This window comes from Algoriphagus sp. TR-M9, from assembly GCF_027594545.1.
In the GTDB taxonomy this organism is placed as follows: domain Bacteria; phylum Bacteroidota; class Bacteroidia; order Cytophagales; family Cyclobacteriaceae; genus Algoriphagus; species Algoriphagus halophytocola.
Genome location: NZ_CP115160.1, coordinates 2,096,462 through 2,120,407 on the forward strand (window position 1 = coordinate 2,096,462; position 23,946 = coordinate 2,120,407).

A 23,946-nucleotide genomic window follows, 5' to 3' on the forward strand; every position below is an offset into this window, starting at 1 on the left:
ACTAAATCAAATAAGAAACCAATTTAAAACTCAAAAATTATGAAAACTCAAAAATCAATTTTATCGCTGGCACTCATTGCCGGACTGTCAATTTCCCTTATCGCCTGTGGAGAGAAAAAACAAGATGATCACGCTGCAGGATCAGAAGAACATGACCATGAGGCTATGTCTGAAACGATGGAAAATATGGATCAAAAAATGACCATGACCGGAATTGCATCTAAGACAGAACTTATTAACGAATACTTGGAAATTAAGAAAGCTCTAAGTGCCAACAACAAAGAGGATGCTGCCAAAGCAGCCACCAAACTTGCTGAAAATGCCAAAACGATCTCTTTCGATAAGGTTTCTGCTGATAATAAAACAACTGTGAATGAAATTCTTGAAGTTATTCAAGAACACAGTGAACACATTGCTAAAAGTGAAATGGATCATCAGATTGAACATTTTCAGGCCATGGGTAAGGATTTTGAAGATCTACTGGCCATTGTAGGTTCGGACAGAAAACTTTATGAGCAATACTGCCCAATGTACAATAATAATGAGGGGGGTATGTGGCTGAGTGATTCAGAAGAAATTGTTAATCCTTTGTTCGCTGGAAAGATGCAAACCTGTGGTTCTGTTAAAAAAGTAATTGAAGTCGGGTGAAAAAGGTTATCTGGGTTTCCTTGTTTATACTCATAATTGTATTGGTGGGAATTCAATTCATTCCCACCAACCACAATCCAAACATACCTGCAGGCCCCGATGACTTTCTGATTCTCAATAATACCCCAGCTCAGATAGGAAAGATGCTTAAAACATCGTGCTACAACTGTCATAGTGAACAGATCAACTACCCTTGGTACAGTAATTTTCAGCCAGCAGGTTGGCTATTAGATAAGCATTTCCGAGAGGGAATGGCAGAGTTGAATTTCTCAGAATTTGGTAGTCTATTTGGGCGGATGAAAAAGATGAAATTGGAAAGTATGATCAAACAAATTGAGCAAGAAAAAATGCCTATCCCTTCTTATACACTGATTCACAGAGATGCAATATTGTCTGATTCTGAACGGAATGAGCTTACAACTTATTTAAAAACTCTGAATTAATTGAAAACCCTAAAATCTACATATGGAGGGGGCTCTTGGATAGATTAAAAAATAGATCGCAAAAATGAAAAATATACTCAACAACAAGCTTGTAATGCTTGTCACCGTATTGGTGGTAGGAATAGTTGTAGGCTGGCTGACTAAACCAGATACAGCTCCGAACATGGAAGTGGATGAACATGATCATGTAGAATCGATTGCAGGAATCCCTATTACGTACACATGCTCCATGCATCCTCAGATAAGACAAAACGAGCCTGGTGATTGCCCTATCTGTGGAATGGATTTAATCCCTCTGGAAAATGAAAATGTAGAAGCTGACCCCATGGCTATCACTATGTCTCCTACTGCTATGCAATTGGCAGGAGTCCAATCATTGGTCGTTGGCAATTCTTCAAGTGATAAGTCCATAAGACTTAATGGAAAAATCCAAGCTGATGAACGCCAAAACTATACCCAGTCAGCCCATATTTCTGGGAGAATAGAAAATCTGACAGTCAACTTTACAGGAGAGTATGTAAAAAAAGGTCAGACTTTAGGACAACTCTATTCTCCGGAATTGGCTACAGCTCAAGAGGAATTGTTTCAGGCTCAGAAAATTAAGGATTCTCAGCCTGCACTTTTCGCTGCTGCAAAATCAAAACTGAAAAACTGGAAATTAACAGATGGTCAAATTGATCAAATTCTGGCAACAGGAAAAGTAACTGAACAGGTACCAATTTTAGCTAATGTTTCTGGATACGTGACTGAGAAAATGGTGAATCTGGGTGATTATGTAAACCGTGGAGAGCCTATTTATCAGATCGCTGATCTCAGCAAAGTTTGGGTGCTGTTTGATGTTTATGAGTCAGAATTACAATGGATTAATAAAGGTGATGAGATTGAATTTACTGTGCAGTCACTTCCAGGAGAGACTTTTACAGGAAAGGTTAGCTACATAGACCCCATGGTCAATCCTCAGACTAGAGTTGCGAAAGCAAGGCTGGAACTGAGCAATTCTAACCTGAAGTTCAAGCCCGAGATGTTTGTTTCAGGAAAAGTTGAGAGTGAAGGTTCCTCAAAGGATAATAGCATTGTGGTGCCAAAAACTGCGGTAATGTGGACTGGAACCCGTTCAGTAGTATACGTTAAGACAGCTACAAATCAGTCCGTAACCTTCCAACTTAGAGAAGTGACTCTAGGTCCGGCTCTGGGGGATCATTATCAAATAGAATCGGGATTGTTGCCAGGAGAAGAAATAGCAGTGAATGGCACATTCAGTATAGATGCCGCTGCCCAATTGGCAGGAAAACCAAGCATGATGAGTCCTGATGGAGGTTCAGCAATGTCTGGGCATAATCATGGCGGTATTGCAATGCCTGTTTCAAATACCTCAGCTACTGCAAATCCCGAATTCATATCTCAAGATGCTAAAAATGAGTTAAAGCCTCTTTTTGATAGCTATTTTGAGTTAAAAGATGCCTTGACCCAAGATAAGTTAACAGCCTCTTTGAACTCCGCAAGGAAAATGAAATCGATCATTTCAAAAGTAAACATGAGCAAATTCAAAGGTGAATCCCATATGAGTTGGATGAAATATGAAAACAATCTTAAAACCCATCTTGATAAGTTTGTTGAGCAAAAATCACTTGATGAGGTGAGAAAAAACTTCCTTAATATTTCTGATGAAATGGTATCAATTGCAAAGAAATTCCATCCCTATCCATCCAAAATCTATGTTCAACATTGTCCTATGGCAGATAGTAACAGAGGTGCGGATTGGTTGAGTTTGGAGGATAAAGTAATCAACCCATATTTTGGACCTTCCATGCTCACGTGTGGGGAAGTAATCAAAACAATCAAATAAATACACTTCCTTCTAAGTAGATGGTAAAAGAAGACAATTCACCACCGTCTCCCCAAGCCTCGAGCTTATCTAACTTCCTCTAGATGTTTCATACGATGGATTTCGCAGTAAGAGACAATTTCAACAACATACATCTTCGGATATTATCTCTTGCAGAATATTGGCGGGAGGATCTGGTTTCACATGATTCTTTAAGACGAAGAAAAAAATTAAAAATAACCTTAAAAATTATTAAGTTAACTATGAATTGATGGCCAAAACAAGACCAAAACGCTACTGATTTCGCTACTGTCTCAAAATAAAAAACCCTAACCATCATTTTTTCAGAAGGTTAGATTTTTTAGATGTAGAGAGGAAGGGTCTAAAACCTTAATCTGTGCGATTACTTCTATAGCTCAATAACACAATATAAATGACATGAACTACTAGGCGAAAAATTAGACCTACTTTGAAGATCAGACTGAAAATACGCCGTTTCCAATTTTGCCACAGCTTGTGGCAAAAATCGTTTCCGGTTCCATTGATTCGCCAAGGAAACGATAGAGCTACCAATTTATTTGACCTGAATTCAACCAATTTCCAACTACCTAATATTTCTGAGTAGTTCAACTGTTTTAGGTTTCCGAAACTTTCAAATTTTAACTTCTTCCTAATCAGTGAAAGGCTTATAAACTTGCAACTTTTGGATTCAATTCAAAACAATAAATTCTCATTGTGAAATTTCCACCATGGGGAGGTAGTAGCGTGTATGCCTTAATTTTCCAGTCTTTTTTAAGGCTCCAATAGCCACCATTTCCGTAAGATCTCTGGTTGCAGTAGCAGGGGAAGTTTTGCTGATTCGGATATAGTTCTCGGCACTCAGCCCACCTTGGAAACCAGCTGGTCCCTCTCGAAATAACCGAAGCGCAACTTTAGATTGACGCTCATTCAGCTTATCCCGGAAGTCTTCAAAGTATCGAGCCTTTTCTACTATAAACAAAATCAGTTTTTGAACATGGACTTGGGCTTTCAAGATCTCCCCGGAAAAATAAACCAACCACTCGTTTACCTCCAAAGAGCCATTGGCACGCTCCAAGGCCTGGTAATAAGCCTTTTTATTTCGCTCTATGATACTGGACAGTGAATTGATCAAGGGGTGTTTGGCTCCCATAGTCAAGGCTTTTTCTGCAATGGCTCGTCCGATTCTTCCATTACCGTCTTCAAAAGGGTGAATCAATTCAAAATATAGGTGTGCCAATCCAGCATGAATCAAAGTAGGCATTCCTTTACTGAATGCTTGATTGAACCAAAGAAGATAATTTTCCATCTCTTTTGGCACTCGGTGAGATGGTAGAGCCTCATAGAAAACTTGAGGTAAATCCAATCTCCCCGATACTATCTGCATTGGATCTTCGTGAACTCGATAACCGCCAATGGTTTCCAGATCAATCCTTCCATTCATCACCATTTGATGCCAGGAGAATAGACGCGCCTGATCAAGAGGCTCACTGTAACTTTTGTAGAGATCCACCATCATACGGGAAGCCCCTGTTTCCTTAGGCCCAGACCTCCTTCCATCAGTTTGCAGCCCTAACTGGCCACGTATGGATGACTGTACGGAATCCCTGTCCAATATTTCTCCTTCGATTTTTGACGTATCCATCGCTTCATTACTCAACAAGGTCACCCGCAATTCATCCATATCATCAGACGACACAGAACTAAGCGAACCTAAAATCAAACCAGTATTTCGATGAAATTCGCGTTCTAAATGTGTGAATGAGCCTGGGTCAAATGTAAAGTTTGGCCAGTCCGGTCTCTCCCAAATCCATTGCATGAGCTATTGAAATTATTTCTATAGCTCAATAATACGAAAATTATGAGTTATAGAATAGCTTTCTATGGCTCACAAAAAAATCAAGTATGAAAATCATTGAATGCTTTGTTGGTATATCCCCTAATTTGGTATTGGAAAAACAGGGCTAGAAAAGGAAAACAAATAGTCAATTTCAGTTTCAACATATTCTTCTGTAAAAAAGTCATACACCTGTTGGCGAGTCACCATCTGGATGGATTTATCCTCTGAAAAATAGTCCAAGCTTAATACTTCGAATTGATAAAGGAAACTTTTTGGGTTTGTTGAATAAGCTCCTTCACCCCCGTAAAACATCAATTCCAATTCGCCATTTTCTTTCTGATTCACAATCCTACGTGAAAATCCACATCCCTTTATAATTTCCCACTCCTCTGTTTTTGGGTTGAACCAATCCCAAAACATGAATGTATCAAAATCCATAATTGGAGTTTGCTTATTTAAACGCCATTCTATAGAAAATTCTCCTGGTCCACACATTAAAAAAGTAGCCGCGTGCTCGGTACTTTGCTCGCCAGTATCACTGATATCAACCGGAATAGACGAAAACATGGATTCCACAGAATAAATACCATAAGGATCCATGAGGGGTTTTTCTAGTTCCTTACTACACCCAATCAAGGAGAATAAGCCAAAAAGAAATGCAATTTTTCTCATAGATGAATTTAAAAAATTAATTTCACTTTTATCATAATAACCAATTTTGTTAGAAAGGATCATTTGAATAGATAATTGACTTGAAAAACGGATTAAATCCGAAGCATATTTTACGGGGATTCCGAAATAATGGTATCAAAAAATTTTAAAATGGAAAACCAAATCGAAATCTATCAAGGAAGTGACGGCCAGACTCAAATTGAGGTGAAGTTTGAACAGGAAACTGTTTGGCTTTCTCAAGATCAAATGGCAAGCTTGTTTAATCAAACCAAGCAAAATATCAGTTTACATATCAACAACTGCTATAAGGAAGGAGAATTGGATAAAACTGCAACTGTCAAGGAATCCTTGACAGTTCAGCAAGAGGGTAAAAGAAAAGTTACCCGGAAAATAAACTTCTACAACCTTGATGTAATCATTTCAGTTGGGTATCGAGTAAAATCGAACCAAGGTACCAAATTCAGAATCTGGGCAACCAAACGGTTAAAAGACTACCTTATCCAAGGCTATGCAATCAATGAAAATAGACTAGCCCAAAAGCAACAAGAAGTCCAAACCCTAAAGGATGGTATTCGGATTTTAAGCAGGGCAATTCAGCAAAAAGAAGAAGACCAACACTTGGATTTGGAATGGCTAAATTACTTTGCAAAAGGATTGGAGTTACTGGATGATTACGATCATGAGAACCTGGACAAAAAGGGATTAAGCAAAAGAAAAGCAACCTACCCTGAATTATCAGAATATCAAGAGGTAATCAAATCCATGAGATCAGATTTTGAATCTGGTGTATTTGGAAAAGAAAAAGATGGAAGCTTTGAAAGTGCAATTGCACAAATCAGCAAAGGCTTCGGTGAAGAAGACTTCTATCCTACCCTGGAAGAAAAAGCAGCTACCCTACTCTACTTGATCGTGAAGAATCATGGTTTTGTCGATGGTAACAAAAGAATTGCTGCAGCTTGTTTTCTTCTCTTTTTGCAGTTAAACGATCTACTGCTTAATATGGAGGGAATCGCGATCATTAGCAATGATGCACTTGCCAGCTTAACGTTATTTATCGCTTCAAGTAAACCTGAAGAAATGGACACGGTGAAAAAATTGGTGATTAGTGTACTGAACAGGAATCGTAATTAATCGGGAAAGTCAAGTAGAAAAGAATTATAAAAACCCAGGACTATGGCACACAAGAAAAAAGGACATATAACTGTTTCTGGTGAATGGGCTAAACATTTAAGAAATAAGTAGAAAAAGCTTTTTTGGAAAGGTGAAAGGAATGCAGGTAAAGAATTGGTTAGAGCTGAGCTAATTAAAGGTGAGGAAAGTGGGCTAACTCATAAATCCATGGCTGAGATTTTAGAAGAAGCCAAAAGCCGTGCTCGGAAAGCCTAATGACTTTCCATTGAAAATCAAGTCAGGAAATTAGGAAAACAGAGCTTACTTTGATAAAAATAAAGGGAGAACACTGGCGAAATTAGGGAGAACATTAAAATGTCAATCGTAATCTGTGAAGTATTGATTAATTAGCCTTAAAAGGTTTTTTTTGTACAACTTCTGTACAACTTACCACCTCAATAACACTGTAAATCAACAGAGTAACACTTACTGTATCGGTAAATAATACATTAAGCCTCTAACACTTTTCCTGTTCTATCATTTGAAGAAAATTTCATTGAAGCATTCGAAGCTGTGGAATCCTAAAAAAACAAAAAGCAACAAACTTCTCTTGACTGTAAGTCAAAGAAGGCAGAAAATGCGCTTTGTTGCTTTAGAGTAGTGAATTTGGAGCCGGAATATTAAAAGGGTCATTTATCTAAAAGTACTATTTGATCTGATCATTCATGGTCAATACCTGACCATCTTGGAGCAATTGATCCTTCAAAACCTCATAGGAAAGATCCTGTACAGCTATCTCCCGGTCTATGGACATGGCAGCAACTGTAGCGGCTGATTGCCCTAAGATCATAAATACAGGTTCCATACGGATAGATCCAAATGCGATATGACTGGCGGATACAGCTACAGGCACTATCAAATTGTTCACCTCCTCCTTCTTGGGCAAAATAGAGCCTAGCGCTATTTCATACGGGCCGGGAAGTCCCACCCCAATATCTCCTTCATTTTGAACATGCCCATGTTCATCCACATATCTCTGAATATTATGGGAGTCTATGGTATAGGATCCCATACCAATGGACTCTGGAGTGGGCCTTTTTCTAAGTAGCTCATGCTCAGTCATCACATAATCCCCCAGCATTCTTCTGGCTTCGCGTACATAAATCTGATGCGGCCAGTTTCCATTTTCCTGAAATTCATCTTTTGCCAGTCCCCATTGCTGAAACTCTTCCTGGATTTCCTTGGGTACCCTAGGGTCATTTGCCACAAAATATAAGAGCCCCTTTTGGTAGTTTTCATGCTCTTTGACTATTGCTTCCCTGCGCTCGTAACTCGCTTCTGGGTAATCGTAGTTCATCCCGATATTATCAGAGCTAAATGGACCATGATTGTTTGTATCTGTTTTCCTATTGGGAATCCTATCAAATTTATCAAACCATTCCCTCCATCCAGTATCAAAAACTCTCAGCAGGAGTTCATACGCTGTAGAATCGTAATCCTCAGGTCTGGGAAATGGAACTCTATTATCAGGGTGATTGGACATGCAGGTGCGAAAACAATAAGCCTGGATCTTATGATCTCCCTCCCCTTTTATCCCTGGGGATTCATCACTGATTTTTGGTATCAGCCCGGAGCTAGGATCGCCAGGAATCACATAAGGGTCGATAGGGGTGTCTAATACCTGAAAGTGATGTCGGTGATGGTAAACCCCAGTCTGTATGCCATTCCACTCCTCTCCATACACACTGCTTGCTTCCCTTCCTACATGGTAACTTACCCCTGCTGCTGCCATCAAATCCCCTTCGTATGTTGCATCAATAAACATTTTAGCTTTGAACTCTATTCCGCTTAGAGTCCTGATGGAAGAAATCTCCCAATTAGAAACAGTCACTCCATCCATTCTATCCAATTTCTCATTCCGATAAAGTTCGATCCCATATTCTGCTACCCACTCATCAAAAACCTCCTCTGCCACATGGGGTTCAAATATCCACATGGTTCTAAATTCTCCGTCTATCGCAGGAGTCCCCTGTCCCTTATTGCCAAATTCTGATTTCGCCTCCCATTTCCAGGCATTCTCTTCTTGATATTTATCGTAGACAGTTTGGTAAAAAGTACGAGCAAGACCACCGATCACCTCTTTTTTGCCGGTATCTGTCCAGCCCAATCCCCCAGAACTCAAACCTCCCAGATGTAAATCCGGGGAGACCAAGATCACTGTTTTCCCCATTTTTTTTGCCTGAATCGCTGCAGTAACCGCAGCGGATGTACCGCCATAAATTAACACATCAGTCACCTCCTCTTTTTCCGATTGCTTACAGGAAAAGGAAATCAGTACAAGCCAAATCGCTCCAATATTTTTGAGTATAGACATTTTCAGGTATTTATTTTTGTCAGAAGGCCCTGCCGAAATCAAAGCAGTTAGAAATTAGATCCTTCACCCCTCACCATTGGCAGACTCGAGTACATAAGGTCCAGGATAATCAGAAGTAAAATCAACTATAGTTTTATACCCTTACTATTTTCTACCTAAGCTAAAAATACTTTCTATTAAATCCACCTTTAAGCTTTTCGGAATAGCGATTTAAATATCCACAAGGAATACCACTCAATTTAGCTATTGATGCTACTCATTACCCAAGAAGGACATTCAACTATCCAAAGCTGGCGAAAATGAATTCTAACCTTCATTTGCTCGATAGTAGAAAGTTTTCGAAAACCACACTTTCAATGAATAAAAAGTAGGATATTTATACAGGTACCACTTTAAATCCAATGAAAAACATTCAATTTATTTTCCTGCTGGCAGTGCTTTTAGCCAGTTGTAATAATTCACCAACTAATACAGAAGATCCTGCGACCCTTTATTATGGTGGAGATATAGTGACCATGGCGGGAGATGAACCTGAATATGTAGAGGCGCTAGTGATAAAGCAAGGCAAGATCCTCTTTACAGGGAATACCAATGAGGCAAAGGATAAAGCCGGCACAGGTCATCTGAAGATAGATCTAGCTGGAAAGACGCTATTGCCTGGCTTTATAGATGGGCATGCACACTTTTCCAATTTTTCTGTACAGGCCATTGGTGCTATTTTATTGCCCTCACCAGATGCCCAAGTGAACACTATTCCGGACTTAATCAGTACCCTAAAAGCCTGGAATACACCAGAAAATAGAGCATTGACAGGCTGGGTTTTTGGAACTGGCTTTGATGATTCTGTATTGGAGGAAAAACGATTTCCCACTAAACATGACCTGGATCAAGTCAGCACCGAGTTCCCAATAATGATTATGCATATTTCTGGGCATTTTGCCGTGGTGAATTCCTTAGGCCTTGAAATCTTAGGCATCAGCGCCGAGACCCCCAATCCAGAGGGAGGCATAATCAGAAGGGAAATGAATTCCCAAGAGCCCAATGGAGTTTTGGAGGAATTAGCCGCAATCCCTCATTTAGTAAAAGCCATGACTCCACAATCTGAAGCGGCCAATCAAAAATTCTTCGATGCAGGACAGGCCATGGCTCTTTCCTATGGATATACCACTGCCCAAGAAGGTCGTGCGATGGACAATCATTTATTGCTGGCAAAAATGGCCGAACAAAACAAGATAAAAATAGATGTGGTCAGTTATATAGATCACCTATATGTAGACAAATTCATGTCTTCCAAATGGAATAGTAAATCCTATTCCAATCATTACAGAATAGGAGGAATGAAAGTGACACTAGATGGATCCCCCCAGGGTAGAACAGCCTGGAGAACCCAGCCTTATTTGATCCCTCCAGATGGAGCTTCCAGCGATTACCAAGGTTATCCCGCTATTCCCAATGATTCTACCCTAACGGAAATTTACAAAAAAGCCTTCGTTAATGATTGGCAAACCCTCACACATGCCAATGGTGACGCAGCTATAGATCAGATGATCCGGACTTTGAAACCTTTGAGCGAAACATACGGAAATGAAGACCGAAGATTTGTCCTGATCCACGGACAATATGTACGATTTGACCAATTGGACGAATTGCTGGAGATGAGAATAGTAGCCTCCTTGTTTCCCTTGCATACTTTTTACTGGGGAGATTGGCATAAGCAAATCATTGGGGATTCTTTGGGAAACCTCATTAGTCCTACCAGAACGGCCTTGAACAAGGGTTTGGCGATTACCATTCATACTGATGCGCCAGTAGCACTCCCAAACTTGATGCGGGTGATCTGGACAGCCGTAAGCAGGAGTTCAAGATCTGGGGAAATTATAGGAGAAGCAGAACGTCTCAGTCCCTATGAGGCACTTCAGGCAATCACTATATGGAGTGCTTACCAGCATTTTGAAGAAACCAATAAAGGGACCCTGGAAGCCGGTAAACTGGCTGATTTGGTAGTTTTGGATCAAAATCCCCTGAAGGTAGCTGTAGAGGAAATCAAGAATATAAAGGTCTTGGAAACCATCAAAGAGGGAGTAACTGTGTATAAGAAAAGGGATTGATGAATGCCCACTGGCTATTTTTAGACATGGACCAGTTGGAGGGGAGAAATCATTTTTAGGGTGGTAAAGCAGGACAAAATTCCAGTTTACATCCATTGCAAGGACTTAGAAAACGATTTAAACGAAAAGAAATGACCGAGATCCAGGACTTTTGGATACTTTTTATGTCCACCAAAGGAGGAGTTTTCAAGAGTATCGACGGATAAAATATCCCGCGGATCCAAGAAATTAACTAAACTACAGAGAGGTTAGATGTGCTTTTTTTTGAATTAGGAGAGCCATTCTTCGATAGAAAAATGATGTCTTAAGGAGTAGCCTAACTAAATACAGGGTAGAACCGCTTTTTTTATGTAAGGTTCATACAGTCATAAAAAATGATCCTATATTCCCAACCAATCAACAGCCTGAAAAAATGAGGTATTTCATGGGTCTTTTTTGTAAGTTAAGCGCAGCTCAAGCAGTGCTTGAAAAGGATGGTTCCCATACCCTCTAAAATTTGCATTTTATATGACGAAGTTTGCAATTTGGTTTTTTTATAATTCCCTAAGCCTGATTTTTTTGACTTGCTTGGTAACTGAACCGGCCTTTCCACAAACGCAAACCGAATTAACTAATGAATTGAAAATTCCCCAAAACTATGTAATGGAAATTTGGGATAACTCCAAAGGCTTACCCCAAAACGCCATCTTTGCACTGGAGAAGGATAATTTTGGATTTTTATGGGCAGCAACTGAAGAGGGACTGGTCAGATTTGACGGAAAAACAATTAAGGTGTTTGACGAAGACAACTATCCAGAAATGCTCGAGCAAACATATTACATATTTTTTAAGACCGAAGGAGGCATTTGGGCTACAGGAGACCGAAGCATAGTCCTCATAGACAAAAACCTTAAAACCGTAATCGATTGCTCTGAAATAACCGATCAAACCTGGATCAGGGCAATTGCCGAAAATGAGAACGGTGGTTTGCTTATCGGAACTCAGAAAGGTGAAATCTACTCCTGGGATGAAGGGACCTTTAGCCTCCTCCCCTTTTGGAATCCCGAAACCTCCTTAGAAATCCTTAATTTCTATCCTACAGGAAACTCGATCCTGCTAGTGGGCACCTCCAAAGGGATATATGAACTAAACCTGTCTACAAAGCAAACCAGGCGGGTTACCGAGCAGGGTTTTTCTGCATTGAAAATTTTTGGCAATGCCTCGAACCGTTACGTCTATGGACCAGATAAAGGAATTTTTCGCATAGAAGAGGATTACCATCTGGAAATGATATATTCCTTTGAGCAGTCAAATGGGGTCAATCCATCCAGCCTCATCGTAGATTCTGAAAACACCATCTGGGCCGGTTCCCTTGAAAATGGGCTGATCAAAATGTCCCAAGGTAAGGTCAGCGAGGTTATTTACCCAGAACTTCAAAGTTATACCGTTCGCAAGATCATCAAGGAAAATGACAATATCTACTTGGGTACCTTGGGAAAAGGTCTGGCAGTAGTTAGGCCTGCTAAGATCAAGCAGTTGAATACTGGAGTACTGGAACAGAAAAACATCAAACCCATTTACCAAGCTAGGGACAGTAGTATTTGGATAGGGTCCAAATCGGATGGACTTTACCAAATCAAGCATGGAAAAATTAATTCCTGGCTGGAAGAAGATGGCTTACTCCAAAACCGCGTCAATACCATAGGTTCTGCCCGTGGAAAAGTTTACGTGGGTAGCATTGCCGGGATATCAATCATAGATCAGCAGAGCGGCCAAATCACCGGATATCTGACCAAGGATAATGGCTTGAGAAGTAATTATGTATATGCCATCTTCCGGGATTCAAAAAATTGGCTCTGGATCTTAACCAAGAAGGGTGGCATCCACTATATCGATGAAAGTGGAAATTTTAGGCAAGTAGAACTTCCTGAAAAGTATTCCAATTCAGGCTTCATCAGTATCCTTGAACTGAAAAACAAAGAAATACTGATCGGCTCTATCAGTCAGGGATTTTTCCGATTTAACGGTGAACAATTGGTTGAGACACAATCCTTGCCGCTGACTCCTGGAGAAGACCTCATATATAGCATGTATGAAGATCCTGCCGGAGACCTTTGGTTTGCCACACACGGCGGTATAGTGCTTTTAAAACAGGGGAATTTTAAGATTTTGAGAAAGCATCAGGGGTTAAAATCCCGTAGTGTTTTCTCCATTATCCCAGGTGATAGTGCTGGGGTATGGGTTTCTCATAATTTTGGTGTTCAATACTTCCCCCATTCGGAACTGGAAAAATTTAAGAACACCACAGACGAGGATTTTCATATTGCCAACAGCTTTTATAATGAAAACCATGGGATGCCAAATTCAGAAGCCAATGGCCTGATCTTTCCTTCTGCTTTAAAAGACTATACGGGAAGAATCTGGATTCCTACAGTAGAAGGTATTGGTATCATACCAGACCCATCTTTGAAAAAAGAACAGGATAAGCGCTTTCTTTTCACTTGGGACAATCTCCAAATAGGTGATCAAAAAACCGATATTCAAGATGAAATCGTCATTCCCCAAGGTGTAGGAATGTTTCAGGTATCCTTCAGTCTAGTGGATTTTGATAACCCGGATCAATACTCCCTTTTCTACCGGATCAATTCAAAATCAAAACAATGGCAACCTATCAATGAGCAAAGGTTACTGAATTTCACAGGGTTAAAACCAGGTAAATACACCCTGGAAGTCAAAATTCACCGTCATGGAAATCTCGAACAGGTTAATTCCTTACCTATCAGAGTGGAGGCAATTTGGTTTGAAACTCTGGCTTTCAAAATCTTTATATTGCTGGCCTTTGGGCTCCTGATCTACTTTATTGTGAAATATTATTCTCATATTAGGATGAAGCGCCAACTGGAAAGCATGGTCAGTCAAAGGACTGCCGAACTGAGCAATGCCAACGCGCAACTGAAAAAAGCATTGAGTGAAATAGAAAGCAAAAACAAAGTACTCCTGGACATCACCTGGTTCCAGTCCCACTTGGTCAGGGCTCCGCTCACCAAAGCCATGGGAATAGCACAGGTGTTGAACCAATATTCATCTTTTCAGGAGATAGGACTAAGTAAAGAGGAGTTGGAAAAAGAGCTACTCCAGACACTGGAGGAATTGGATCAAGTGGTGCGGGAAACGCACTCAAAGTCCGAAAATATCAAGAACGATGAAGGATAAACCGCCAAGAATCTATATTATCGACGATGATCAAGTAATACTTTTACTCCACAAACTACAAGTCAAAAAACAAGGGGTATTTGACCAAATCCATGTATTTAGCTATGCCAATAAAGCTTTGGAAGCTATCCTTTCACTAGGTGGCGAAGACCAAAAAATCCTTATTTTTTTAGATCTGAACATGCCCGAAATGAATGGCTGGGAATTTTTGACCCTACTTCAAAAACATGCTATAACTTTAGATATCAAGGTTATAATCGTGACTTCCTCATTGAGTAAGTCGGACAAGGATAGGTCCTTAGAGTTTGATAGGGTGATAGATTTCTGGGAAAAACCCATGGTGCCCGCTCAATTCGCTAAACTGAAGGAAAAATTGGGAGATTGGCTCTTCTAACTTATTCGGTGATTTGATTTATCCGGTAATTCCCATTCCAGATTCTTATTCCTTTTCTTTAGTCGCTTCAGCTGTTTTGTGCTCCGCCAAGGAAAGCCATCAGAATACATATTAGACCTGAATTATTTCGCTGTTCTAATCCATTTTCCACTACTTTACTAACCTTTCAGCCTACTGAGCTTAGGCTATTTTAACTATTTTTGCTTCAGATGATAGTTTGTATTGCAGAGAAACCAAGTGTAGCCCGTGAAATCGCATCCGTGCTAGGGGCGAATACAAAACACGATGGATACTTTGAAGGGAATGGATATAGCGTAACCTATACTTTTGGACACTTTTGTACCCTCTTTGAACCCTACGATTATGAACCGCACTGGAAGGGCTGGAGTATCAGCCACCTCCCTATGCTTCCCGAAAAGTTCAAAACCAAAATCGTTGATAATCAAGGGATCAAGAAGCAATTTGAGATTGTAAAAAAGCTATTTGATACAGCCACACTCGTGATCAACTGTGGAGATGCCGGCCAAGAAGGAGAGCTGATCCAGCGATGGGTAATAGAACAAGCGGAGTACAAAGGGGAAGTCAAACGACTTTGGATATCCTCTTTGACCACCGAAGCCATTAAGGAAGGCTTCGAAAAACTCCAACCTTCCACCAAATACGATAACCTGTACTATGCAGGATATTCCAGGGCGATCGGCGACTGGCTCTTAGGGATAAATGCCACGCGCTTGTATACCGTGAAATATGGAGGGTACAAACAGGTGCTATCCATAGGTAGGGTGCAAACGCCCACTCTGGCTATGATCGTAAACCGTTTTAAGGAGATTCAAAACTTTAAGCCACAGCCCTACTGGGAATTGCAAACAGTCTATAGAGAAACCACTTTTAACTGTGAGGAAGGAAAGTTTTCAAAAAAAGAGGATGGGGAGACTTTTGCAAATGCTGTAAAAGAACATGAGTTTGAAGTCACATCCATCGAAAAGAAAAAAGGAAAGGAATACGCACCCAAACTTTTTGACTTAACCGGATTACAGGTGTATTGTAATAATAAGTTTGGACTTTCTGCCGATGAGACCCTCAAAATAGCGCAGCAACTCTACGAGCAAAAAGTAATCACCTACCCCAGAGTGGACACCACTTTTCTGCCGAATGACATGTATCCTAAGTCTCCAGGAATCCTCAAGAACCTAAGAGACTATCAGGATTTAACCCAACCCCTTTTGGGGAAAAAGTTAAAAAAGTCATCCAAGGTGTTCAATGATAAGAAGGTAACCGACCACCATGCCATCATCCCTACAGGATTGACGGGTAGCCTCCATGGCAATCACCTCAAAGTATATGATATTATTGTCAGGCGGTTTATCGCAGTGTTTTATGAGGAATGTGTGGTGGCCAATACCACCGTTTTAGGAAAAGTCGCTACTGTGTCGTTCAAAGCAACAGGTAAAGTCATTTTAGAAAAAGGCTGGAGGATAGTTTTTAAGACTGCTGAGGGCAAAGATAAAAAGGAGAAAGATGAGCTCCCACTATTCAAAAAGGGCGAAAAAGGACCACATGAACCAACTTTTCTAGAGAAAGAAACCAAAGCTCCTAAGCACTACACAGAGGCTACTCTCCTGAGGGGTATGGAAACAGCCGGTAAACAGGTGGACGACGAAGAAATGCGGGAGTTAATGAAAGAAAATGGTATAGGCCGTCCCTCCACCCGGGCAAGTATCATTGAAACACTTTTCAAAAGGCAATACATAGAACGGAACAAAAAGCAGATTTTGCCCACCGAAACAGGTGTGCAACTAATAGCTATCATTCAAAACAACCTGCTGACTTCTGCAGAATTGACCGGACAGTGGGAAAAACAATTGAAGGAGATCGAAAGAGGGAATTTTCATGCGGGTTCTTTTGTGAAAAACATGAAACTTATGGTGCAGCATTTGGTCTATGAAGTGCTTCGAGAGGAAAACCACGCGAAAATTTCCCAGCATATAGAAAGCAAACTTGCAGAAAAGGAAAAACTTCCAAACCAAAAAAAACCAAGCCCTGCTATAGTAGGTTTCATTTGCCCAAAATGTAAAACTGGCACTTTGCTGAAAGGTAAAGCCAGTTACGGGTGCAGCGCCTATAAAAATGGATGCGATTTTCTACTTCCCTTTACATTTGAAGGCAAAAAAATCTCAGATAAGCAATATTTGCGTTTGCTTCAGAAAGGCGCTACCGTCAACCTGAAAGGATTTAAATCCGAAACCGGAACCAAGGAAGGAATAGTACAATTCGACGATAGATTTCAGCTTGTATTGGAAGAGAAGAAAGGAAGCAAGCCTTTGGCCACTAAAAAATCTCCTCCTATTATTTCATGCCCATTATGTAAAAAAGGTAACATCATCAAGGGCAAAACAGCATATGGATGCAGTGCATACAAAGAGGGATGTGACTTTAGGTATGCTTTTGCTACGATCCGTGAAAAAGCGAACAATAAACCCCTTACCGAGGAACTGGTGCTAGCGCTGTTGAAGCAGAGCGTTAAAGAATAAAATCGCAATATCACCTGAATTACCAGGAGAAAATTGGCTTTGATAAACCAATCTGCATGGGGTTTGTAGATACTTTAAAAAGATGTTATGAACCTAAGCGAAAACAAATTCACCATACTATCGGCAGCTCTTTCCATAGGAGTAGCTGCACTGGCAAAAGCGGCTATAGCTAACCGTTATCAGGCAATCACAGGAGAGCCTGCTCCCAAAAACCCCGAATCTAAGGAGGCATCTTTTGGAAAGGTGGTCCTTTACACTGCGATTACAGCTGCAGTTGGTGTTTCTGCAAAAATTTTAGTGCGTAAATTTTTCACCAAAGAGTGGAAAAAAATGGACGGTGACCTGCCTCGTCATCTTAAATAGAAATGCTTAAAGAGAAAAAGAGGAACTATACTAGCGCCCAGTGGACCATAACTCTGCCGGGCTTTTTTTTGCGCAGGTTTAAAGAAACTGCTTCTCTCAGACTGTAGCCAACTTTTAATCAACGTCTGTAATTTTTCGATCAAAGCATCCATTTCAGACTTGGAAGGCAAGCTAAGCGAGTGAATGTAATAAACGGCTAACCTGGACTTCAGTTAGATAATGGAATGCTTAAAAGGCATCCAAAAGCTCCACTTGAGATCAGGACATTCCATAAAGATCCTATAGGCATCCCTTTTCCGCGATAGTTGGGATGATATCGGTCAATTCCGAACAGACTATAGACTTGCTGAGCGACTGTCTTGTAAGCACGGTTTAGTGAAGAAGGAGGAAAAGAGCCTTTGTATCCTGATAAATTATTTAATCTAAACACCTGATAATAAGTGAGATAATTACACATTATAATTATACTAGCTCTTCAATGTATTTCAAAATTCCCCTAGCAAAGCTTTCTTCCTCTCAAGGAATAAATTCTCTTCTTTTCTTTAAAAAAAAGTCAACAATTCTAATTCGCATATACTTCAATAGTTTAATAATGTATTTCAAACTATATATTCTGCATATTAATTCCAGGCTCCACCTAAGTGGAAACACGTATTTTAGGCAAGTTACTGGCAACTGAATATCAAAGCTTTATCTTTGAAAAATTATATAGGAACACCAATGAAAATTCAGGTAATTTCATAACCTGTATTCTTGGTTTTTTATCTGTTCAAAGAAAAAGTTAAGGAATTAGTCTGTACTTCTTGCTCAAAGAAACCAGTTCAAAATTTGCTAACAATGACAGATTTTGACCACCGTTCATACCTTTTCTTTGGCTCCAACCTCTTATGAAATACTAATTCTTAGTGCAAAACTAAAATGCTAAATGAATCACAAAGATACAGCCTGATTGAAAAATACAATTTAGTGGATTCTCCACATGAGCTGACTTATGATAGAATAACCGAAGAAATCGCCAGGCAATTTGATGCTTATGGGGCTACTATTTCTATATTTTCACAAGCTAAGGTTTGGTTCAAATCCAGGTATGGCATCTATGTGGATCATATTAGCCCAGAACATTCTCTCGCGTTGGAAATGGCTGAAAATCAACTTCCCTACTTGGTAATTGAGGATTTCAGCAAAAATGAGCAATACAAAAACCACTATCTGCATAACACCTTAGGCAATAAATTCTTCGTTTCGGTTCCTATTGTACTGGAGAATGAAATTATGGTAGGAGGACTATGCGTATTTGACTCCAAACCGCACCAGCTATCCGAAAAACAGCTCGAATACCTGAAATCCACTGCTAAAAAGGTGGGGGAACTCTTTTGCCAAACCGAAGGCCCTTTCAAAGATTTGACACAGATCACCCCTTATGAGACAGGAATAATCCAAAAAGTATCGAGCATTAATGACTTTGGAGGTTTTCATTTGAATACCAGCTCCAATGAATTGATCTGGAATCCTGTCAACAATCAATTGCTGAAATTAAAAGTGGGCTGGTCCCCGAGGTTTAATGATCTGATCAACCCTACTTTTTCCAAGCAACTCAAAGCGAATAAAGATGTGTTTAAGTTAATGATTGACCTTCAGGCTTTGATCAGCAATGATAAACTTACGCAGCACGCCAGACTTTACACTTTAGAATTTGCACTGCAAAAACCCCTTCACCTAAACGTGATCTACCAAAGAAACGGGGATCACATCCATGTGCTCTTTAAGAATGAGAGTAGATTTTTGGAACTGGCCCATCAGGACTCCAAGAATAAAAGTTTTCTGAAAGAGGTAGAATCCATCTCAAAAATCGGAGGATGGGAATTTGACTTGGAAAGTAGCGGATTTAGATTTTCTAAAAATGCTGCAAAAATCCTAGATATCGCATCCAAACCTACGGCATCTCTAGAATCACTCGATATGGAGCATAAAGTCAAGGATTTCCAGGCACTGAAAAATGGTTTTAGAAATTCAGTATTAAACAAAACTGAATATTCAGGCGATCACAATTTTAAGCTTCCAGGCCAGCCAAACAAGATCCTCAGGGTTCAGGGTAAACCTATATTCATAGATTCAACCTGCAATAGAATAGTGGGTACAATTCAGGATATTACCGAGGATAAAGCACAACTTGAGCTGGTTTCTATCCTCAAGACTAATGTAGAAAAACAGGTGAGTTTTTATAAATCCCTGATCAACAATAACAATATCTACATTTTGCAGCTACAGCCTGAGGGGAAGTTGATTTTTTCCAATAAACATTACAATCAGGTATTTGCCAAAGGAAAATCAGAGGAAGAGTTATTTGGTCAAAATGAACTGGAAAGCTACTCTGCAAAAAACAGAAGCAAGATCAAATCCATTATCTCAAGGTGTTTGGAAGCGCCCGGAACCTCATTTTCTCTCTACTTGGATCGAGTGGACAGCAAAGGAGAACACAAACTCACGCAATGGGATTGCTGTACTATTGGAAGCGAAGATGCGAAACAGGACATACTGCTCATAGGCATAGATATCACCCAGCTGAAAAAGAGTAAGGAAAAACTCGAACAGCTAGTGGAAAAAATCTACCAGCAGCAGGAAAGGTCTCTGGAGTTTGGCAAGATAGTCAACCATAATGTACGCTCGCAGGTCGCTAATCTGCAAGGACTTATCCAACTTATGGATCTCATGCAGACTCCAGAAGAGAAAATGGAATATTTCAACCATCTGGAAACTACAGTCAATAACCTTAATAATATTACAAATATAGTTTCCTTGGTATTGGCGATTCAGAATAACTTCAATTATGAAAAAACAACCATACATTTAGAAGACCTGGTAGATGAAATTCTCTCCGACTTTTGGAAGGAAATGATCCAGCATGCTATACAGATAGACCTGGATATTCCGGAGGGATTTACGCTGACTACCAATAAGGATTACCTGGAAATCATATTACAGGAACTGATCAATAATGCAATAAAATTCAGAAATCCAGCCAAGAAGCTTAAGTTAAGCATACGAGCAAAAAGAACTGAAAACCAATCCGTTATAGAAGTTAGAGATAATGGAATCGGAATAGACCTCAATTTGTACAAGAACAGAATTTTTAAGCTGTACGATACCCTTTCTCCCTCCACCAACTTCAAAGGAACAGGGCTTTACCTCTCCAAGGTCAGAATCAACTCCATGGGAGGTACTATCAGACTGGCCTCGAAACCTATGGAAGGAACCGCAGTATTTATAGAATTGCCTGATGAAGAAAATTAATATCATAATAGTTGACGATGATGCCCTATGCATTCTCATAGCCAAAAAGCTGATCGAAAAGTATTTCCCTACCGAAATCCTTAAATCTATCGAGGCAATCAGCGATCCCAAAGTGGGGTTGGAACTAATTGAAAAACACTTGCAGGAGGACCAAAAAGAGGATTCTAATCCTATGGTACTTTACGTGCTCCTAGATATCAGCATGCCGGAAATAGACGGCTGGATGTTTTTGGAAAAACTCAGTAAAATAGATCCTGAAAACATCGTTAAAGTTTTTATGCATAGTTCTTCTGTAGATATTGCTGACAAAAACAAGGCTTTGCAATACGAAAGAGTGGTCCATTATTTCCACAAGCCACTCAATCAAGCTAAAATTGAAGTGCTTTACGAGAAAATCCGAAAACTGAACTAATACCTACAAACCATTCAGCATCAACTAAACGCTTACTGAAGAGAGACAAAAGCTGGTAACTCCTTTTCAATTGCTAAAAAATGAGTCAATTCATGACTGCTATTATGCAGGGGAAAAATGGAGATCTCACATAAGTATGCTTCCCCATTATTCCTATAATTAACCAAGGAACCCGAAAATGGTATTTCAGCAGAAAGCTTCGCTCTGATTTGATTTCTGGTAGTCAAAGAAGTTGATTTTCCCTGAAGGAAAGTAGGTTTTTTGCCAATAGCAAAATCAGGTGAATATCCGGTCATCGCCTGAAATCCAGGATTCACATAAACGATATTTTGATCCAGATCAGTCAAAACCAATGCCTCGTAAGGAGTGGACAGTTCCCTTCTCAAGTCAATGCTCCAGGAATACTCCCTTGCAAACTTCATGAGCAACTGTAATTCCTCTGATTTTTGCTGCTTGACCCGATAATAGGGACTACTGATATCCCAACTCAGCAATGGTACACGCTTAACTTCACTTTTCCTTCTCATGTGATTTTACTGTTTCATTTAGGGTTATCGAAATGCTTTGAACCAAAATGCCGGCTGAGCTAAACAAAACTCTAGGGCAAATCTTCACCGGTAGTTGCTAAGTTCAATAACCTCAGCACAACCGGAATTTTTGTCGTAGATCAGGAGACCTTATTTTTGATTTTGGTGTAGAGATAAAAAAGCACGACTAAAGCTAGGAAAAACAGAATCACACCCAAAAAAAATTCGATTATCTCCAAGACCAACGTAAGGACAAGAATGGCTCCAAGGATAACTATGGCAAGTATGACTAAGCCTGTTTTTTGCATGATCAATTATTAATATGAACTTTCCTTATCAAATGGCTTGAATTCTATGAATCCCAAAACCAAAGTAAGAAAGTTATGTCAATTTATATCTACGAATTGACAACCGCTGAATTCAATAAATTGTTTAGATACTGGATCTTTTCTTTGAACCCAAATCACGCCAATAATTGAGCTATTTCTACGCTGAAATACTGGTAGTCTCTCCCCTCTTCAATTCATTAATACCAGATTTGGCAGACGCTGCAAATTAGGGTTGACCACAGCCGGATTTTTATTTCATAACTCCTCAAAAGCTATGGTGAAGGCTAAACTGTAGTTGCCCTTTTGCCCAGCTGTTGGTAGTTTGCTTCATCCATCCTGCCTGAACTCTCAGATTATCCCTTAGGCCATACCCTAGCCCAAGGTAGGTTCTGTTACGGTCAAAAAGCTCCACACTGCTACCTGCATTCACATTCTTTTGCCCATTGATGAAGATCTCATTGTAAAGTGCTAAATACACCGCATCCTTTTGCAGACTAGGTTTATTGAGCGGTATATTCATGAAAATATTATATCGAAACCTGGTTCTAAAATCTTGCCCCTCAACCCATCGCTGTTCAAACCTAAACCTATGTGTCAAATAAAACCTACCTCCCACTTTCTGAGGAAGTAAGGCTTCTTGATAGATTCTGTTTTCAAGCACATTGGCACTCGACTCCCCAAAAGCTCCTGTAGAAATATAAGCATACCCAAGTGTGAAAGTAATATTTGCCTCACGAGGAGAGTAGGTGAATCCGGAACGCAGGAGTAGCTGTTCCTTGTCGCTAGCCATATTCCAGGCGCGGTATTGAAAATCACCCTGCATCCCAAATTGACTTTCTTTAAACTTCATGGAGTAAAAATACATGTACCATGCACCCAGTTGGTCCTCATCTATGGCAGTTTGTGCAGAGGCAGAATAAGTAAAAATACTGAGCAGGAGAATAAGGAATGTTTTGTTCATGATGAAAATTAAAGGAATCCAGTTCAGCCCAGAGTCCTGTGGTAGCAATGGCTCAATAATGTGAAATAATTGTGGAACTGGCAATGCATTACACTATGAACGGAATTGGAAGGGTTTCAGCGTATAGAAATCAAACAGCTGCTTCTGACAATAAACTTTAGCCTACCATATATGCTCCAATTGCATGGACAAATGCATCTTTCCTGCGAACCGATATTTCAAGCACCAATCCATTCATCAGGGTGACATATCCACTTTTAGAATAACCATTCACACATTTGAGGTTGATTAAGTGGGAATTATGAATTCTAAAAAAGCCAAAGTCTTTAAGCAGCGCCTCAAAGTATTTCAAGGTTTTGGATACAGTATACTTTTTCGCATTCACTGTTATTACATGGGTATAATTCACGTCTGCTTCACACCTTAAAATATCCTGAATAGTCAAAAAGACATAACCCTCCTTTGAAGGAATACTGATTTTTTTAGAAGTATGGATATGCGATAAGTGGTTCATCAATACTCCTACTCGCTCTTTCAGCTGCTTGTGGTCTATTTTTTCGAAAGCCTTAGTGATAGCTTTATCAAAATCTATCCGATCAATAGGTTTCAGCAGGTAATCTATAGCAGAGAGTTTAAAAGCATCCAAAGCATATTGCTCATAGGAGGTAGTGAAAATCAAACAAAAATCCGGATTGGCAATTTTTGAAAGCAGGTCAAAACCTGTCTTTTCTCCTATCATCACATCTAAAAATAAAATTTCTGGCCGTTCACTTTCCAATCCCTCTAGTGCTGAATCGAGAGAATTAAAGCAGATAACCCGGACTCTATCGCTATAAGGCTTTAAAAATGCCATAATCCTATCTGTGCAGTGCTGTTCGTCCTCGACAATTGCTATAGTCATTTCCATA

Annotated in this window: 17 protein-coding genes; 11 read left to right on the forward strand and 6 right to left on the reverse strand. The window is 39.9% G+C overall.

Annotated features, from left to right (window positions below; translation table 11 throughout):
* The first annotated feature begins 39 nt into the window (after positions 1-39).
* The 3 genes from PBT90_RS09120 to PBT90_RS09130 all read left to right on the forward strand — a co-directional run bounded on the left by PBT90_RS09120 (position 40) and on the right by PBT90_RS09130 (position 2,937).
* On the forward strand, positions 40-648 hold the full coding sequence (locus PBT90_RS09120) for a DUF3347 domain-containing protein (protein ID WP_270132844.1): 609 nt from the start codon (positions 40-42) through the stop codon (positions 646-648).
* A 20-nt stretch (positions 649-668) separates the two neighbouring features.
* The gene (locus PBT90_RS09125; protein WP_270132849.1) at positions 669-1,091 is read left to right on the forward strand and encodes a heme-binding domain-containing protein; all 423 of its coding nucleotides are present in this window, start codon (positions 669-671) and stop codon (positions 1,089-1,091) included.
* Between the two features lie 64 nt (positions 1,092-1,155).
* Positions 1,156-2,937, forward strand: coding sequence for an efflux RND transporter periplasmic adaptor subunit (locus PBT90_RS09130; protein ID WP_270132851.1), 1,782 nt, complete (start codon positions 1,156-1,158; stop codon positions 2,935-2,937).
* 709 nt (positions 2,938-3,646) lie between these two features.
* On the opposite strand, the gene PBT90_RS09135 is transcribed toward PBT90_RS09130, so the two are convergent.
* Entirely contained in the window at positions 3,647-4,753 is a 1,107-nt protein-coding gene (locus tag PBT90_RS09135) for a Fic family protein (protein WP_264810094.1), read from the reverse strand.
* Between the two features lie 120 nt (positions 4,754-4,873).
* Positions 4,874-5,509: a hypothetical protein gene (locus PBT90_RS09140; protein WP_264810095.1), complete on the reverse strand. Its 636-nt coding sequence runs from the start codon at positions 5,507-5,509 to the stop codon at positions 4,874-4,876.
* A gap of 87 nt (positions 5,510-5,596) precedes the next feature.
* On the opposite strand from PBT90_RS09140, the gene rhuM reads away from it, so the two are divergent.
* Positions 5,597-6,577, forward strand: a complete 981-nt coding sequence (gene rhuM / locus PBT90_RS09145; RefSeq protein WP_264810096.1) for a RhuM family protein — start codon at positions 5,597-5,599, stop codon at positions 6,575-6,577.
* Positions 6,578-7,262: 685 nt separating this feature from the next.
* On the opposite strand, the gene PBT90_RS09150 is transcribed toward rhuM, so the two are convergent.
* On the reverse strand, positions 7,263-8,930 hold the full coding sequence (locus tag PBT90_RS09150; protein WP_270132857.1) for an FAD-dependent oxidoreductase: 1,668 nt from the start codon (positions 8,928-8,930) through the stop codon (positions 7,263-7,265).
* Positions 8,931-9,331: 401 nt separating this feature from the next.
* On the opposite strand from PBT90_RS09150, the gene PBT90_RS09155 reads away from it, so the two are divergent.
* The 7 genes from PBT90_RS09155 (at position 9,332) to PBT90_RS09185 (ending at position 21,221) form a co-directional block, all read left to right on the forward strand.
* Positions 9,332-11,038 (forward strand): amidohydrolase, encoded by a 1,707-nt coding sequence (locus PBT90_RS09155; RefSeq protein WP_264810098.1) that lies wholly within the window; start codon positions 9,332-9,334, stop codon positions 11,036-11,038.
* A gap of 642 nt (positions 11,039-11,680) precedes the next feature.
* The gene (locus tag PBT90_RS09160; protein ID WP_264810099.1) at positions 11,681-14,230 is read left to right on the forward strand and encodes a ligand-binding sensor domain-containing protein; all 2,550 of its coding nucleotides are present in this window, start codon (positions 11,681-11,683) and stop codon (positions 14,228-14,230) included.
* On the forward strand, positions 14,220-14,624 hold the full coding sequence (locus PBT90_RS09165; protein ID WP_270132860.1) for a response regulator: 405 nt from the start codon (positions 14,220-14,222) through the stop codon (positions 14,622-14,624). Before PBT90_RS09160 ends, PBT90_RS09165 begins: the two co-directional genes overlap by 11 nt.
* Before the next feature lie 209 nt (positions 14,625-14,833).
* Positions 14,834-17,155: a type IA DNA topoisomerase gene (locus PBT90_RS09170; protein ID WP_264810101.1), complete on the forward strand. Its 2,322-nt coding sequence runs from the start codon at positions 14,834-14,836 to the stop codon at positions 17,153-17,155.
* An 87-nt stretch (positions 17,156-17,242) separates the two neighbouring features.
* Positions 17,243-17,518: a DUF4235 domain-containing protein gene (locus PBT90_RS09175; protein ID WP_264810102.1), complete on the forward strand. Its 276-nt coding sequence runs from the start codon at positions 17,243-17,245 to the stop codon at positions 17,516-17,518.
* A 918-nt stretch (positions 17,519-18,436) separates the two neighbouring features.
* Complete coding sequence (locus PBT90_RS09180; RefSeq protein WP_264810103.1) at positions 18,437-20,809, forward strand: sensor histidine kinase; 2,373 nt, start codon at positions 18,437-18,439, stop codon at positions 20,807-20,809.
* The gene (locus tag PBT90_RS09185) at positions 20,796-21,221 is read left to right on the forward strand and encodes a response regulator (RefSeq protein ID WP_264810104.1); all 426 of its coding nucleotides are present in this window, start codon (positions 20,796-20,798) and stop codon (positions 21,219-21,221) included. The genes PBT90_RS09180 and PBT90_RS09185 overlap by 14 nt, the downstream gene beginning before the upstream one ends.
* Before the next feature lie 32 nt (positions 21,222-21,253).
* On the opposite strand, the gene PBT90_RS09190 is transcribed toward PBT90_RS09185, so the two are convergent.
* From PBT90_RS09190 to PBT90_RS09200, 3 genes are all read right to left on the reverse strand, one after another.
* Entirely contained in the window at positions 21,254-21,748 is a 495-nt protein-coding gene (locus tag PBT90_RS09190; RefSeq protein WP_264810105.1) for a PAS domain-containing protein, read from the reverse strand.
* Positions 21,749-22,342: 594 nt separating this feature from the next.
* Positions 22,343-23,038 (reverse strand): DUF2490 domain-containing protein, encoded by a 696-nt coding sequence (locus PBT90_RS09195; RefSeq protein ID WP_264810106.1) that lies wholly within the window; start codon positions 23,036-23,038, stop codon positions 22,343-22,345.
* Positions 23,039-23,195: 157 nt separating this feature from the next.
* Positions 23,196-23,945 carry a LytR/AlgR family response regulator transcription factor gene (locus PBT90_RS09200; RefSeq protein ID WP_264810107.1) on the reverse strand — a complete coding sequence of 250 codons (750 nt, stop codon included), beginning with the start codon at positions 23,943-23,945 and terminating at the stop codon, positions 23,196-23,198.
* Position 23,946: the final 1 nt, after the last annotated feature.

Excerpts from the sequence above, each read along its gene's own strand:
- PBT90_RS09165 (WP_270132860.1), top strand. The coding sequence starts at position 14,220 with ATGAAGGATAAACCGCCAAGAATCTATATTATCGACGATGATCAAGTA.
- PBT90_RS09200 (WP_264810107.1), bottom strand. The coding sequence starts at position 23,945 with ATGGAAATGACTATAGCAATTGTCGAGGACGAACAGCACTGCACAGAT.
- PBT90_RS09130 (WP_270132851.1), top strand. The coding sequence starts at position 1,156 with ATGAAAAATATACTCAACAACAAGCTTGTAATGCTTGTCACCGTATTG.
- PBT90_RS09140 (WP_264810095.1), bottom strand. The coding sequence starts at position 5,509 with ATGATCCTTTCTAACAAAATTGGTTATTATGATAAAAGTGAAATTAAT.
- PBT90_RS09185 (WP_264810104.1), top strand. The coding sequence starts at position 20,796 with ATGAAGAAAATTAATATCATAATAGTTGACGATGATGCCCTATGCATT.
- PBT90_RS09190 (WP_264810105.1), bottom strand. The coding sequence starts at position 21,748 with ATGAGAAGGAAAAGTGAAGTTAAGCGTGTACCATTGCTGAGTTGGGAT.
- PBT90_RS09180 (WP_264810103.1), top strand. The coding sequence starts at position 18,437 with ATGCTAAATGAATCACAAAGATACAGCCTGATTGAAAAATACAATTTA.
- rhuM (WP_264810096.1), top strand. The coding sequence starts at position 5,597 with ATGGAAAACCAAATCGAAATCTATCAAGGAAGTGACGGCCAGACTCAA.
- PBT90_RS09150 (WP_270132857.1), bottom strand. The coding sequence starts at position 8,930 with ATGTCTATACTCAAAAATATTGGAGCGATTTGGCTTGTACTGATTTCC.
- PBT90_RS09120 (WP_270132844.1), top strand. The coding sequence starts at position 40 with ATGAAAACTCAAAAATCAATTTTATCGCTGGCACTCATTGCCGGACTG.
- PBT90_RS09170 (WP_264810101.1), top strand. The coding sequence starts at position 14,834 with ATGATAGTTTGTATTGCAGAGAAACCAAGTGTAGCCCGTGAAATCGCA.
- PBT90_RS09135 (WP_264810094.1), bottom strand. The coding sequence starts at position 4,753 with ATGCAATGGATTTGGGAGAGACCGGACTGGCCAAACTTTACATTTGAC.
- PBT90_RS09175 (WP_264810102.1), top strand. The coding sequence starts at position 17,243 with ATGAACCTAAGCGAAAACAAATTCACCATACTATCGGCAGCTCTTTCC.
- PBT90_RS09195 (WP_264810106.1), bottom strand. The coding sequence starts at position 23,038 with ATGAACAAAACATTCCTTATTCTCCTGCTCAGTATTTTTACTTATTCT.
- PBT90_RS09160 (WP_264810099.1), top strand. The coding sequence starts at position 11,681 with ATGGAAATTTGGGATAACTCCAAAGGCTTACCCCAAAACGCCATCTTT.
- PBT90_RS09155 (WP_264810098.1), top strand. The coding sequence starts at position 9,332 with ATGAAAAACATTCAATTTATTTTCCTGCTGGCAGTGCTTTTAGCCAGT.